The sequence below is a fragment of the Amycolatopsis ultiminotia genome, from assembly GCF_039536925.1.
In the GTDB taxonomy this organism is placed as follows: Bacteria; Actinomycetota; Actinomycetes; order Mycobacteriales; family Pseudonocardiaceae; genus Amycolatopsis; species Amycolatopsis ultiminotia.
Genome location: NZ_BAAAZN010000004.1, coordinates 45516 through 60031 on the forward strand (window position 1 = coordinate 45516; position 14516 = coordinate 60031).

At 67.5% G+C, this 14516-nt stretch carries 7 protein-coding genes; 3 read left to right on the forward strand and 4 right to left on the reverse strand.

Annotation, left to right across the window (positions count from 1 at the left end):
• The first annotated feature begins 558 nt into the window (after positions 1 to 558).
• The 3 genes from ABD793_RS10660 to ABD793_RS10670 all read left to right on the forward strand — a co-directional run bounded on the left by ABD793_RS10660 (position 559) and on the right by ABD793_RS10670 (position 10759).
• The gene (locus tag ABD793_RS10660) at positions 559 to 1695 is read left to right on the forward strand and encodes a helix-turn-helix transcriptional regulator (RefSeq protein ID WP_344858219.1); all 1137 of its coding nucleotides are present in this window, start codon (positions 559 to 561) and stop codon (positions 1693 to 1695) included.
• Between the two features lie 1490 nt (positions 1696 to 3185).
• A complete protein-coding gene (gene rpoB / locus ABD793_RS10665) occupies positions 3186 to 6692 on the forward strand; it encodes a DNA-directed RNA polymerase subunit beta (RefSeq protein ID WP_344858221.1) in 3507 nt (1168 codons plus the stop codon).
• A 155-nt stretch (positions 6693 to 6847) separates the two neighbouring features.
• Positions 6848 to 10759: a DNA-directed RNA polymerase subunit beta' gene (locus ABD793_RS10670; protein ID WP_344858224.1), complete on the forward strand. Its 3912-nt coding sequence runs from the start codon at positions 6848 to 6850 to the stop codon at positions 10757 to 10759.
• A gap of 71 nt (positions 10760 to 10830) precedes the next feature.
• Here the strand turns inward: ABD793_RS10670 and ABD793_RS10675 are convergent, their stop codons facing one another.
• The 4 genes from ABD793_RS10675 to ABD793_RS10690 are packed head-to-tail and all read right to left on the reverse strand — an operon-like array spanning position 10831 to position 14412.
• On the reverse strand, positions 10831 to 12339 hold the full coding sequence (locus ABD793_RS10675) for a hypothetical protein (RefSeq protein WP_344858226.1): 1509 nt from the start codon (positions 12337 to 12339) through the stop codon (positions 10831 to 10833).
• Between the two features lie 10 nt (positions 12340 to 12349).
• On the reverse strand, positions 12350 to 13507 hold the full coding sequence (locus ABD793_RS10680) for a hypothetical protein (protein WP_344858228.1): 1158 nt from the start codon (positions 13505 to 13507) through the stop codon (positions 12350 to 12352).
• Positions 13508 to 13519: 12 nt separating this feature from the next.
• A complete protein-coding gene (locus tag ABD793_RS10685) occupies positions 13520 to 13840 on the reverse strand; it encodes a type VII secretion target (protein ID WP_344858231.1) in 321 nt (106 codons plus the stop codon).
• Positions 13837 to 14412: a YbaB/EbfC family nucleoid-associated protein gene (locus ABD793_RS10690; RefSeq protein ID WP_344858233.1), complete on the reverse strand. Its 576-nt coding sequence runs from the start codon at positions 14410 to 14412 to the stop codon at positions 13837 to 13839. The genes ABD793_RS10685 and ABD793_RS10690 overlap by 4 nt, the downstream gene beginning before the upstream one ends.
• Positions 14413 to 14516 lie beyond the last annotated feature (104 nt).

The window sequence follows — 14516 nt, forward strand, 5'->3', positions numbered from 1 at the left end:
CATAATCTCCCCTAGTCCATCCGGATGATCCACATGTTGGTAAACCAATGAATCCCCAGGTGAGCGGTGAAAAAGGAGTCTCGAATACCTGTTACGACTGTGATGCACGTCACACTTGAGAGAGTGTGGAGCGAGGTTCGCGCTATCGTGAGTTACAGAACGTAAGGTTCTGTCTGAAAATTTTTTACTGGGGTTCTTGTGTTGCGCTACCTATCTTTGCCGGCTTGCTTTCGTACACCGATCGAGTCCGCTGGGGCACGCTGCGATTTTAGTGCCGATAGTGGCATCTGCTGGGCTTCTCGTCCGGTACTGAGCGGACTTTCCGCTCACGCTCGGCGTTCTGGGAGCCGGTCGCCTCGTTGTGCGCCGCACTATTGATTTTTGTACCGGTATCGATGACTGGGGGCTGGCTGATCGATGTTCGGTGTACCGAGTTTACAACCGCCACGAAACCCTTTTTCCGGATTTCGCGACGATTTGATGCGGGGGGAATCCGATACTGCTGAATTGATTCGCCATTCTGCCTTTTCCTGGTTTGACGGAAGGCTTGACGCGGGATTGCGGTATGCCGAGGAGGCGGCCGCAGGAAGTGCTCCGGAATCCTGTGAGCTCGGTCAACTGGCCCAGTTCTGGTACGTCGGGTTGCTCATCAAGGCGAGGGACCTGGAAACGAGCCGCCGGGTGTTCGAAGCGGCGGAGGCGGGCAGGCGCACGTCCGGCTCCGAGCGTATGACCGCCGTGTCGCACAACATCCGGGGAAGCCTGCTGTTCGCGATGGGCAACGTGAACGAGGCGATGACCGAGATCGATACCGGACTGCGGCTCGCCGAGCAACGCGGTGACCGGTCCCTGCGGGCTCCCAGTTACGTGGTTCTGGCGCTCGGCGCGCTGCGCCGGGCGGATATGCGGGCGTGCCGTCATTTCGTGGAGAAATTGGCGGACGAAGCACTGCTGGGCTATTTCGGGCAGGCTCCGGGTGCGTGGGTGACCGCACAGGCCGCGGAGGCACGCTGCGGGGTGGAGAGCGCCGCGAGCCTCATCGCGGGAATTGTCCGGAACCCGGTGGTTCTCCGTCAGCTGCTGGCCTCGGAGCCCGCGGCGGCCGCTTGGCTGACCCGGGTGTCGCTCAAGCTGGGCGCCGACGACCTGGCGAACAGCACCGTGGCCGCGGTCTGCGCGATGGCGGCCGAGCAGCCGGAGTTCAGCGTGCTCCGTGGCTCGGCGGAGCACGCCTCCGGACTGCTGGACCGGGACCCCGGCAAAGTGCGTGCGGCGGCCGAGATGCACCCGGACCGGTGGTGCGCGGCCTCCGCGCGGGAAGACCTGGTCTGCCTGGTCGCCGAGCGGGGACCCGACCGGGGTGAGGCCATCCGCGTCCTCGAATCCGTCCTCGGCACCTACACCGCGGTCGGCGCCACCCGGGACGCCGCCAGGGTGGTGAACAAACTCCGCGAGCACGGCGTCCGCCGCGGCGCGATCCGCACCGTGGAGTCCGAGGCAACCCGCCCGCACGGACTCACGAACACCGAGTTCGCCGTCGCCGAACTGGTGAGCCAGGGCCACACCAACTGCGAGGTCGGCAGGCAGCTGTTCATCTCGAGGCACACCGTCGCGTTCCACCTGAAGAAGGTCTTCCAGAAACTGAACATCACCTCACGAGTCGAACTGGCCGCCGCCTGGAAGGTGCTCTCCTAGACCCGATGCCCGGAACCCAAGGCGCCAACCCCCACCGTCGGTGACGACGGAGCCCCCCGCCAAGCAACGGAGTCCCCCACCCGGCAACGCAAAGCCGCCCCCCGGAACAGCCAGCACGCGCAGCGCGCCGGAACTGCCCCCGGGAACGCGGAACTGCCCCCGGGAACGCAGTGCTGCCCGAAGAACGACGTCACCCACGGCCACCAGGCCCGGACGGGCATGGCCTATACCGAGGCCACCGCCCCCGCGCCGCGCCCACCGCACGCCCAGCCGCATCCGGCAGCCCGCGACATCCCGTGGCCCCCGACATCGCGCGGCCCGCGACATCCTGCGGCCCGCGACATCGCGCGGCCGACCACATGCTGCGGCCGACCACATGCCGCGGCCGACCACATCGCGCCGTCCGCCAGATCCTGCGGCGGTCACCGCTGCTGGCCGCTTTGAGGTGCTCCGGACTCCGTCCCCGCACCGCCGCTGCCCGCGCAGTGGCTGTTGGCTGTCCGGGGTTGCTGTCCGTTTCGGGGTGTCTTCGGGTCGTTGGTGACGGCGAGGTGCTCGGCCTGATCGTCGGTCGACCGGGCCGCCGCTGGTCGCTCGTCACTTCGGGCGCCCGGTCCGGTGGTTGGTCGCTTAGGGTCGCCGCTCGCTCCGGGATGCGCGGTTCGGCCGTCGGTTGCTTCGGCTGCCCTGGCTCGGCCGTCGGCTGGCTCCGGCCGCTTGCCGCTGGGGGCCGCCCGGGTCGTTGGTCGCCGCGGGCTGCTCGCGTCGATCGGGTGAGCGGCGTTGGTGCCGGGGCGGTCGGTCGTCGGTGTGCGTCCGAGCTGGCCCGGCTCTCCGGCGCCATGCACGTCCCGCGCAGTCCTGACCAACTGTCATCGGTGGCCGAGACGACCGCAGCCGGACCGACCCCGGGTGCCCCACGGCCACCGGGCCTCGGCGGCACGCGGTGGCGGCAGTGGGGTACCGAACGCCCTCCATGCACCCTTGGCCCGCGGGCCGTCCGAGTTACCGCGGGCTCGCCGGACACCACGGCCACCCGGCCCGTGCTCGCGCCGCGGTAAGTCGGACGGATGCCGGCACGGGGGACCATCCGGCAGGAAGTCCCGGGTTGCCGCGGGGACTCCGGCTGCTCGTGCGAGGTGGAAGGGCGTTTCCTCGCTGCGCCAACCGGCGGGACCGTGGAGTGGCGTCTTGACTACGGGCTCCGGTGCGGTCAGGCTTACTTCCGACAGCGGCACCGGAGGCCCTCGGGAGTGGGTCGGCGGTTCACTGGGAGAAGTGCCGGAAGGCGTCGTGGAGCAGGCTGGGCCCCGTCTGGAGAGCCCCCTGGACAGTTCGCGTCGCTAGGGCTAGACTGCATGTTTGCGCTGCCCTCTTTCAGGCTGCCCGGAGCCGGTAGCTAGGATGGTGGGCACACGGCACCCCTGACAGTCGCGACAGCTGTTGCCATCGCGGCTGCTCACCGCTCATTGTCCCCGGAAGGACGCATCTTGGCAGTCTCTCCCGCGAACCAGGCCACTGCTGCGACCACCTCGGCTGTAACTCGCTCGGAGTCCACGGAAATTCCCGGCGCGCCCAAGCGGGTCTCCTTCGCAAAGATTCGCGAACCCCTTGCTACTCCCAACCTGCTCGACGTGCAGATCCAGTCGTTCCAGTGGTTCACCGGTGACGAAGCGTGGTACGAGCGTCGCGTCGAGGACGGTGAAGAAAACCCGATCGGCGGCCTCGAGGAGGTCCTCAACGAGATCTCGCCGATCGAGGACTTCTCCGGTTCGATGTCCCTGTCCTTCTCCGACCCGCGCTTCGACGAGGTCAAGGCCTCCATCGAGGAGTGCAAGGACAAGGACATGACGTACGCGGCCCCGCTGTTCGTCACGGCGGAGTTCGTCAACAACAACACGGGTGAGATCAAGAGCCAGACGGTCTTCCTCGGCGACTTCCCGGTGATGACCGACAAGGGCACGTTCGTCATCAACGGCACCGAACGTGTCGTGGTGTCCCAGCTGGTCCGCTCCCCGGGCGTGTACTTCAACCGCAATGTCGACAAGACCACCGACAAGGACGTGTTCGACGTCCGGGTCATCCCGAGCCGCGGCGCCTGGCTGGAGTTCGACGTCGACAAGCGCGACACCGTCGGCGTCCGGATCGACCGCAAGCGCCGCCAGCCGGTCACCGTGCTGCTGAAGGCGCTCGGCTGGAGCACCGAGGCGATCCGCGAGCGCTTCTCCTTCTCCGAGACGCTGCTGGCCACCCTCGAGAAGGACCACACCGCGGGTACTGACGAGGCGCTGCTCGACATCTACCGCAAGCTGCGCCCCGGCGAGCCGCCCACGAAGGAGAGCGCGCAGACGCTGCTGGAGAACCTGTTCTTCAAGCCGAAGCGCTACGACCTCGCCAAGGTCGGCCGGTACAAGCTGGACAAGAAGCTGGGCGTGACCACGCCGTACGACACCGGGACGCTGACCGAAGAGGACATCGTCACCATCATCGAGTACCTGGTCCGGCTGCACGCCGGCGAGGAAAAGATGGCCACGGCGAACGGCGAGGGCGAGATCCCGGTCGAGACCGACGACATCGACCACTTCGGCAACCGCCGTATCCGTACCGTCGGTGAGCTGATCCAGAACCAGATCCGGGTTGGCCTTTCCCGCACCGAGCGCGTCGTCCGCGAGCGGATGACCACGCAGGACGTCGAGGCGATCACCCCGCAGACCCTGATCAACATCCGCCCGATCGGCGCGGCGATCAAGGAGTTCTTCGGTACCTCGCAGCTCTCGCAGTTCATGCAGCAGACCAACCCGATCGACGGGCTGACGCACAAGCGCCGGCTGAACGCGCTCGGGCCGGGCGGTCTGTCCCGGGAACGGGCCGGCATGGAGGTCCGCGACGTCCACCCGTCGCACTACGGCCGGATGTGCCCGATCGAAACGCCGGAAGGCCCGAACATCGGCCTGATCGGCTCGCTGTGCTCCTACGCGCGGGTCAACCCGTTCGGCTTCATCGAGACGCCGTACCGCAAGGTCGTCGAGGGCCAGGTCACCGACCAGGTCAACTACCTGACCGCGGACGAGGAGGACCGGTTCGTCAAGGCGCAGGCCAACGCGCCGCTGACCGACGACGGGCACTTCGTCGAGGAGAAGGTCCTCGGCAGGCGCAAGGGCGGCGAGGTCGAGCTGATCGACCCGCTCGAGATCGACTACATGGACGTGTCGCCGCGGCAGATGGTCTCCGTCGCCACCGCGATGATCCCGTTCCTGGAGCACGACGACGCGAACCGTGCGCTGATGGGTGCGAACATGCAGCGGCAGGCCGTGCCGCTGCTGCGCAGCCAGGCGCCCTACGTCGGCACCGGTGTGGAGCTGCGGGCCGCGATCGACTCCGGTGACATGCTGGTCGCCGAGCAGGGCGGCGTGGTCGAGGAGCTGTCCGCGGACATCGTCACGATCATGCACGACGACGGCACCCGCAAGAGCTACGCGCTGTACAAGTTCCGCCGCTCCAACCACGGCACCTGCTTCAACCACCGCCCGATCGTCAACGAGGGCGACCGGGTCGAGGCAGGCCAGGTCATCGCCGACGGCCCGTCCACCGAGAACGGCGAGATCGCGCTCGGCAAGAACCTGCTCGTGGCGGTCATGCCGTGGGAGGGCCACAACTACGAGGACGCGATCATCCTCTCCGAGCGCCTGGTGCAGGACGACGTGCTCACGTCGATCCACATCGAGGAGCACGAGATCGACGCCCGCGACACCAAACTGGGCGCCGAGGAGATCACCAGGGACATCCCGAACGTCTCCGAGGAGGTGCTGGCCGACCTCGACGAGCGCGGCATCATCCGGATCGGTGCCGAGGTCCGCGACGGCGACATCCTGGTCGGCAAGGTCACGCCGAAGGGCGAGACCGAGCTGACCCCGGAGGAGCGGCTGCTTCGCGCGATCTTCGGCGAGAAGGCCCGCGAGGTGCGCGACACCTCGCTGAAGGTGCCGCACGGCGAGACCGGCAAGGTCATCGGCATCCGGGTGTTCTCCCGCGAGGACGACGACGAGCTGCCCCCCGGCGTGAACGAGCTGGTCCGCGTCTACGTGGCGCAGAAGCGCAAGATCCAGCCGGGCGACAAGCTCGCCGGACGGCACGGCAACAAGGGTGTCATCGGCAAGATCCTGCCGCCCGAGGACATGCCGTTCATGGAGGACGGCACCCCGGTCGACATCATCCTGAACACCCACGGTGTGCCGCGCCGGATGAACATCGGCCAGATCCTCGAGCTGCACCTGGGCTGGCTGGCCTCACAGGGCTGGACGATCGAGGGCAATCCGGAGTGGGCCGCGAACCTGTCCGAGGAGCTCTACGACGTCGCGCCGGGCACGAACACCGCCACCCCGGTGTTCGACGGCGCCAAGGAGGGTGAGCTCACCGGGCTGCTCGGGGCGACCAAGCCGAACCGCGACGGCGAGCGCATGGTCAAGGAGAACGGCAAGGCATCGCTGTTCGACGGCCGCTCCGGCGAGCCGTACCCGTACCCGGTGTCGGTCGGCTACATGTACATCCTGAAGCTGCACCACCTGGTCGACGACAAGATCCACGCCCGCTCCACCGGTCCGTACTCGATGATCACGCAGCAGCCGCTGGGTGGTAAGGCGCAGTTCGGTGGCCAGCGCTTCGGTGAGATGGAGTGCTGGGCGATGCAGGCCTACGGCGCTGCCTACACGCTGCAGGAGCTGCTCACGATCAAGTCGGACGACGTGGTCGGCCGCGTCAAGGTGTACGAGGCGATCGTCAAGGGGGAGAACATCCCCGAGCCGGGCATCCCGGAGTCGTTCAAGGTGCTCCTCAAGGAGCTCCAGTCGCTGTGCCTGAACGTCGAGGTGCTTTCCAGCGACGGTGCGGCGATCGAGATGCGCGACTCCGACGACGAGGACCTCGAACGCGCCGCGGCGAACCTCGGTATCAACCTGTCCCGCAACGAGTCGCCCTCGGTGGACGACGTCGTGCACTAGTCCGCCTCTCCGGCATTTCCAAGTGTGGTCGCCTTTTCGAGGACAGTCGCGCTGGGAGGGGTACCGTGGTCGGCCGCCGTCACGGTACCCCTGAGGTGCGGTTGGTCCCGGGGCCGCAAAAGCTTTAATCCTCAAGGAAAGAGGGAAGAAAAGACGTGTTGGACGTCAACTTCTTCGACGAACTCCGGATCGGTCTTGCTACTGCCGACGACATCCGTCAGTGGTCCTTCGGCGAGGTCAAGAAGCCGGAGACCATCAACTACCGCACGCTCAAGCCGGAGAAGGACGGACTCTTCTGCGAGAAGATCTTCGGTCCGACCCGGGACTGGGAGTGCTACTGCGGCAAGTACAAGCGAGTCCGCTTCAAGGGCATCATCTGCGAGCGCTGCGGAGTCGAGGTGACCCGTGCCAAGGTGCGCCGGGAGCGGATGGGCCACATCGAGCTGGCCGCGCCGGTCACCCACATCTGGTACTTCAAGGGTGTTCCGTCCCGCCTCGGCTACCTGCTCGACCTGGCGCCGAAGGATCTCGAGAAGATCATCTACTTCGCCGCGTACGTCATCACCGGCGTGAACACCGAACTGCGGCACAACGATCTGCCGACGCTCGAGAACGAGATCGGCGTCGAGCGCAAGAACCTCGAGACCAAGCGCGACACCGACATCGAGACCCGTGCGCAGAAGCTGGAAGCCGACCTGGCCGAGCTGGAGGCGGAGGGCGCCAAGTCCGACGTGCGCCGCAAGGTCAAGGAGGGCGGCGAGCGCGAGATGCGTCAGCTGCGCGACCGGGCCGGCCGTGAGCTCGACCGCCTCGAGGAGGTCTGGACGACCTTCACGAAGCTCGAGCCGCGCCAGCTGATCGCCGACGAGCTGCTGTACCGCGAGCTGATCGACCGGTACGGCGAGTACTTCACCGGTGGTATGGGCGCGGAGGCCATCCAGAAGCTGGCCGCCGAGTTCGACGTCGCCGCGGAGGCGGACAGCCTGCGCGACACCATCCGCAACGGCAAGGGGCAGAAGAAGCTCCGCGCGCTGAAGCGGCTCAAGGTCGTCGCCGCGTTCCAGGCGACCGGCAACGATCCGCGCGGCATGGTGCTCGACGCCGTCCCGGTCATCCCGCCGGACCTGCGCCCGATGGTGCAGCTCGACGGTGGCCGGTTCGCCACCTCGGACCTGAACGACCTGTACCGCCGCGTGATCAACCGCAACAACCGGCTCAAGCGGCTGATCGACCTCGGCGCGCCCGAGATCATCGTGAACAACGAGAAGCGGATGCTGCAGGAGGCCGTCGACGCGCTGTTCGACAACGGCCGCCGCGGCCGTCCGGTGACCGGTCCCGGTAACCGTCCGCTGAAGTCGCTGTCCGATCTGCTCAAGGGCAAGCAGGGCCGGTTCCGCCAGAACCTGCTCGGCAAGCGCGTGGACTACTCGGGCCGTTCGGTCATCATCGTCGGCCCGCAGTTGAAGCTGCACCAGTGCGGGCTGCCGAAGGACATGGCGCTCGAGCTGTTCAAGCCGTTCGTGATGAAGCGGCTGGTCGACCTGAACCACGCGCAGAACATCAAGTCCGCCAAGCGGATGGTGGAGCGCTCGCGGCCGCAGGTGTGGGACGTGCTGGAAGAGGTCATCACCGGCCACCCGGTGATGCTCAACCGTGCGCCGACCCTGCACCGCCTCGGCATCCAGGCCTTCGAGCCGCAGCTGGTGGAAGGCAAGGCCATCCAGCTGCACCCGCTGGTCTGCGAGGCGTTCAACGCGGACTTCGACGGTGACCAGATGGCGGTGCACCTGCCGCTGTCGTCCGAGGCGCAGGCCGAGGCCCGGATCCTGATGCTGTCGGCGAACAACATCCTGTCGCCGGCGTCGGGCCGACCGCTGGCCATGCCGCGGCTGGACATGGTCACGGGTCTGTTCCACCTGACCCGGCTCGACGAGAAGGCCGCAGGCGCGGGCAACGCGTACTCCTCGCCCGCCGAGGCGATCATGGCCTTCGACCTCAAGGCACTGAGCCTGCACGCCCCGATCAAGATCCGCGTCGCCGACCGCCAGCCGCCGAAGGCGGACGAGGCGCGGCTGGCCGAGGCTGGCTGGGAACCGGGCAAGGTGTGGCTGGCCGAGACGACGCTGGGCCGCGTGCTGTTCAACGACCTGCTGCCCGCGGACTACCCGTTCGTGAACGAGCCGATGCCGAAGAAGCGGCAGGCCGCGATCGTGAACGACCTCGCCGAGCGGTACTCGATGACGCAGGTGGCCCAGACGCTGGACAAGCTGAAGGACGCCGGCTTCTTCTGGGCGACCCGTTCCGGCGTCACCGTGGCGATCTCGGACGTGCTGGCCCCGGTCGGCAAGAAGGCCATCCTCGACGAGTACGAGGGCAAGGCCGACCAGGTCGAGAAGCGGTACCAGCGTGGTCAGCTGTCGCACACCGAGCGCAACAACGAGCTCGTCAAGGTGTGGACGCAGGCCACCGAAGAGGTGCACAAGATCATGGAGACGGCGCTGCCGGACGACAACCCGATCGCGATGATCGTGAAGTCCGGCGCGGCGGGCAACATGACGCAGGTCCGGTCGCTGGCCGGGATGCGTGGCCTGGTGTCGAACCCGAAGGGTGAGTACATCCCGCGGCCGATCAAGTCCAACTTCCGTGAGGGCCTGTCGGTGGCGGAGTACTTCATCGCCACGCACGGTGCCCGGAAGGGCCTTGCGGACACCGCGCTGCGGACCGCCGACTCGGGTTACCTGACCCGGCGTCTGGTGGACGTGTCGCAGGACGTCATCGTCCGCGAGGTCGACTGCGGCACCACGCGCGGTATCAGCATGCCGATCGGCGAGGACATCGGCGACGGCAAGGTGCTGCGTGACCAGCACGTGGAGACCAGCGTGTACGCGCGGAACCTCGCCACGGACGCGGTGGACGCCAAGGGCAACGTGGTGCTCAACGCCGGTGACGACGTGGGCGACCCGGCCATCGAGAAGCTGCTCTCCAGCGGCATCTCGAAGGTCAAGGTCCGCTCGGTGCTCACCTGCGAGTCGGCGGTCGGGGTGTGCGCGACCTGCTACGGCCGTTCGATGGCGACGGGTCAGCTCGTCGACGTCGGCGAGGCCGTCGGCATCGTTGCCGCGCAGTCGATCGGTGAGCCGGGTACCCAGCTGACGATGCGTACGTTCCACCAGGGTGGTGTCGCCGGTGACGACATCACGACCGGTCTGCCCCGGGTCACCGAGCTCTTCGAGGCTCGCGTGCCGAAGGGCAAGGCGCCGATCGCGGACGTCGACGGCCGGGTGCGGATCGAGGAGAGCGAGCGGTTCTGGAAGATCACCCTGATCCCGGACGACGGGTCGGAGGAGATCGTCTTCGACAAGCTGTCCAAGCGGCAGCGGCTCGCCAACACCCCGAACGGCCCGCTCGGCGACGGTGACCACGTGCACGTCGGTCAGCAGCTGCTCGAGGGCACGCCGGACCCGCACGAGGTGCTCCGCGTGATGGGCCCGCGTGAGGCGCAGATGCACCTCACCGACGAGGTGCAGAAGGTGTACCGGGCACAGGGTGTGTCGATCCACGACAAGCACATCGAGGTCATCGTGCGGCAGATGCTGCGCCGCGTGACGATCATCGACTCCGGGGCGACGGACTTCCTGCCGGGCGAACTGCCCGAGCGCACGAAGTTCGAGGCCACGAACCGGGCCGCGGTCGCCGAGGGCGGCGACCCCGCCTCCGGTCGCCCGGTGCTGATGGGCATCACGAAGGCGTCGCTGACCACGGACTCGTGGCTGTCGGCGGCCTCGTTCCAGGAGACCACGCGAGTCCTGACCGATGCGGCCATCAACGGCCGCAGCGACAAGCTCGTCGGCCTCAAGGAGAACGTGATCATCGGCAAGCTGATCCCGGCCGGTACCGGCATCAACCGGTACCGCAACATCCAGGTGCAGCCGACCGAGGAGGCCAGGGTCGCGGCATACGCGATCCCGTCCTACGACGACGGCTACTACACCCCGGATGTCTTCGGCTCGGGCACCGGCGCCGCAGTTCCGCTGGACGACTACGACTTCGGTCGCGACTTCCGCTGAACCACGCGTAGCTGAAACGCAAGGCCCCCACCGGGTTTCCGGTGGGGGCCTTGCGTTTCTCGGATGGCGTTTCAGGCAGCGGCGGCGAGGCGCCGGCGCATCTTGCGCACCCGCCTCGGCGGGCGGGGCCGGTAGGTCCGCCGGGCGAGGTACAGCCCGAGGAGCGGGTAGAGCAGGCACAGCACGAACTCGTAGAAGGCGTCGAACCAGCTGCCGGTCTGGTAGCCGGGGTGACCCCACAACGGGCCGACCATGATCTCGACAACGTCGCTCCGAGACGGCAGCTCACCACGCCAGATCGCCGTGGTCTCGAGGGTGGCGCCATCCGATTCGTAGGTTCCTTGCACCGAAGGCCGGTCCGTGGAACAGGAAATGCCGCCGGTCGTGTTGATGCAATGACGGGTGCCGCCCGCGCTCATGCCGGTGACGGTCAGTTGGACGTGCGGAGCCAGACCCGTCAACGCGGCCGCCGAGTTGCCCACCGGCCCGATGCCCATGGCCAGCAGTCCGAGCGCGATCAGCGAACGCGCGGTCAGTGAAACCGAAGTCACCGGCTGCCGGTCGGCAGCTTCGCGCCTGCGGTTCACCGGTGTGCGGACGAAACCGCCCCGCTTGCCGAACCAGGCGTCGTAGCTCGTGTCGGAGCGGGCGGCGACCTCGTGGAATTCCCGGTCGTCTGCCCACACTTCCCATACCTGAGCAGGTACGGCGGCGACCAGCATCGCGAGCCGGCGGGAGTTGCCGAACAACCGATCCTCGGTCAGGCCGCCGGTGTCGGTGGTCCACACCGCGTCGTTGTGGAAGGCGACCTGGTGCACGCGGAACCACAGGTCGTTCATGATCATCTCGCGGACCTCGCCTGCCAGCACCACCGCGGCGAACTCCGGATCCGAGGTGTGCACGGAGAACCGGCGGTCGAACTCCGGGTCGACCTCGACGCTGTGCATCGTCGCGTCCGGCTGCAGCCAGCCGAACACGTTGCGGGTGATCCGGGCATCCTCAAGCGGGGTAAAGAAATCCGGCTCGAACGCGCCCGTTTTCGGTGAGACGGTCAGCGCCGGCATCGCCGGGATGCGCAACTCGACGACCGCGTTGATCGAGTCGAGCTCCTCGGCCACCCGGCCGACCTGCGCGAACGCCTCCCCTTCCCGCGGCGGGTTGCTCGAGTACTCGATGCCCAGCACGCGGTGCCCCTGGTGCCCGAACTCGACCGTCGTCCGCCGGGGCCCGGGATCGGGATGGTCCAGGCGCACCGCATGACCCCGGTGGGGCAGGACGCCGAAGGTCGGCTCCGCGGCCGCGCCGAGGCGTTCGATCCAGTTGCGCTGATGCCATCCACGCCATGCGATCAGTGCCGTGACGACCAGCGGGAACGCGTACCACAACAGCTGCGGCAGGTCGCTGTCCGTGCCGGCGGACAGCCAGTACAGCGTCGACTCGGAGACTGCGATCCCGCAGAGCACGTAGCACACCACCGAGGCGGCCCGGCTCCTCCGTTCTGTCCACCCGGCGATCCAGAGCAGCACGAACGCGAGCAGGTAACCGCCGACGATGAACCAGGGGCCGAACAGGTCTTCCATCCGGCGGACCCTACTGGTCCATGTCGAGGTTCTTGCGGGTCTCCTCGGCGCTGTGGTGGCCTGCGTCGTCGCCGGCTCCGGACGCGCCGGAGATGTCGCGGGTGTTGCTGATCGCCTTGTCGGCGACATCGAACACGGCCTTGCCGTCGGATGCCGCACCCTTGCCCAAGTCGCCGGGTTTCACGCCGATCACCTGCTTGACCGCCTCGCCAGGGGCGTTCTTGAGCGTGTCCAGCGCGACGTCGCCGAAGGTGCTTGCCTTGGTACCGGTGGCGTTGGCGAACGCACCGGCGATCGCCTTCTCCTCGCCGGGGGTCACGAGCCTGCCCGAGCGGCTGAGCTTCGAACCCTGCTTGATCAGGTCGTCGGTCCACTTCAGCAGGAACGTCATGAACTTCTCGAGCAGCTGGCCGAGCTTGCCGAGGTGCTTGGTGATCTTGCTCATCACGCTGGCCGCCTTGGCCACCGAAGCGGCCATCGCACCGGCGACCGAGGAACCGAGACTGACCACGGAGGCCGCGAGTGCGGGTAGCCAGAGGTAGATCAGCCAGCTGACCAGTTCGGAGATGATGGCCTTGATGACCTCTTCGATGACGGTCATGACCATCGACCACATCTGCAGGGTCTCGGCGACCGCGCCTGCGCTGGAGCCGATGCCCTTGATGCCCTCGGAGAACTCGGCCAGCGCCTTCTTGGCCGCCGCCCCGCCCTCGCCCTGCCAGTCCTTGAGCGCCTCGTCTCCGGTCTTGACGAAGTCGTCGGCCAGCGTGACGAAGCCCTTGCCGATCTCGACGAAGTTGCCGGACGCGGTCTTGAGCGACGGGCCGTCGCCGGTCACGAAGTGCAGTGCGTCCTGGAGTGGCTGGATGAGCTCCAGCAGCATGTTCAGTCCGTTGCTGACCAGCCAGCCCACCGGGTCGAGCGCGAAGCTCGCGACGTCAACGGCCGCACCGGCGACGAAGCCGGCGCCGTCCTGCACCAGCTGCCCGCCGGCCGCGACGACGTCGCCTGCGTCCTTGGCCGAGCCGAAGTTCTCGATGGCGCCGGAGATCGTGCTGACCCCCTTGCCCGCGACCGGTACCTTCTTGGCCGCGTCGAGCGCGTTCTGCCCGAAGCTGTCGTCATAGCCCTTGACCTTGACGCCGTCGGCGACGCTGTCCTGTCCCATCGTTTCCCCCGCTCAGAGTGGTCCGTCGATCTCGGCCTTGAACTTGCCGAAGGTCAGCACGGTGTCCTTCTCGTGGCCGTCGTAGATGCCGGCCGCCTGGTTGAGCTTGCCCTGGAACGCCTCGACGCCGGTCTTCATGTCTTCGAGCAGTTGTTTCAGCTCGTCGAGTTTGCTCGTGTAGGTCTGTTTCACCGCAAGGCCGATCAGGCCCCACGACTTGTCGGTCACGTCCGCCTGGTCGACCAGGTTGCCGAACTTGCCCGCCTCGGACTTGTAGTGGTCCAGGCCGGTCGCGTACTTCGTGAGCGCGGCGGTGTCGACGGTGTGGCTCATCGCTGGTCTCCTCGGCCGAACAGGTTCTGGTCCTGGAAGTAGCCGTCGTCGTCCGGATCGGGGTCCGGGCGGCGTGCGCGCGGACGCGCGGGTGGCGCCGGCGGCGGGGCGGCCGCTTCGGCGGCTTCGCGGCGGAGGACGTCGTTGTGGTCGAACTCCGCGTTCGCGGGCTCCGGGGGCAGCTGTGCGGACAGCTCCTCCGAGGTGGTGCCCAGCGCTTCGGCCTGTGCTTCCAGCACCTGCTCGGAGACGTCGATGCCGAACGCCTCGCCCACGTGTGCGTCGACGATGCCGGCCTGCCGCCGGGCGGACTCGGCGACCGCCCGGTGCAGTGTCTGCAGGATGGTCGACGCCAGCTGCTGGGGCGCCAACCGCAGTGCGTCGGCGGTCAGCCGGATGTCCTTGATCGATCCGCTCGGTCCCGCGACGACGGTGATCGCCCGGTCCGGCGAGGTCGCCTCGGCCTCGAGGTCGGACAGCTCCTGCTGCATCTCGCCGACCTGGGCGAACTGGGTCTCCGCCTGTTTGATCTTCGCCTGGAACTTGTCGAACTCAGCGACGAGACGATCCATCTCTGCCGACACGTCGGTCCCCCTCACTTGCCTACGGTGTTGATGTGCGGATTATGCCGGTTCGGTCCGTTTCCCGCCGCAAGCCCGGCCGATGTCCGCTTTGC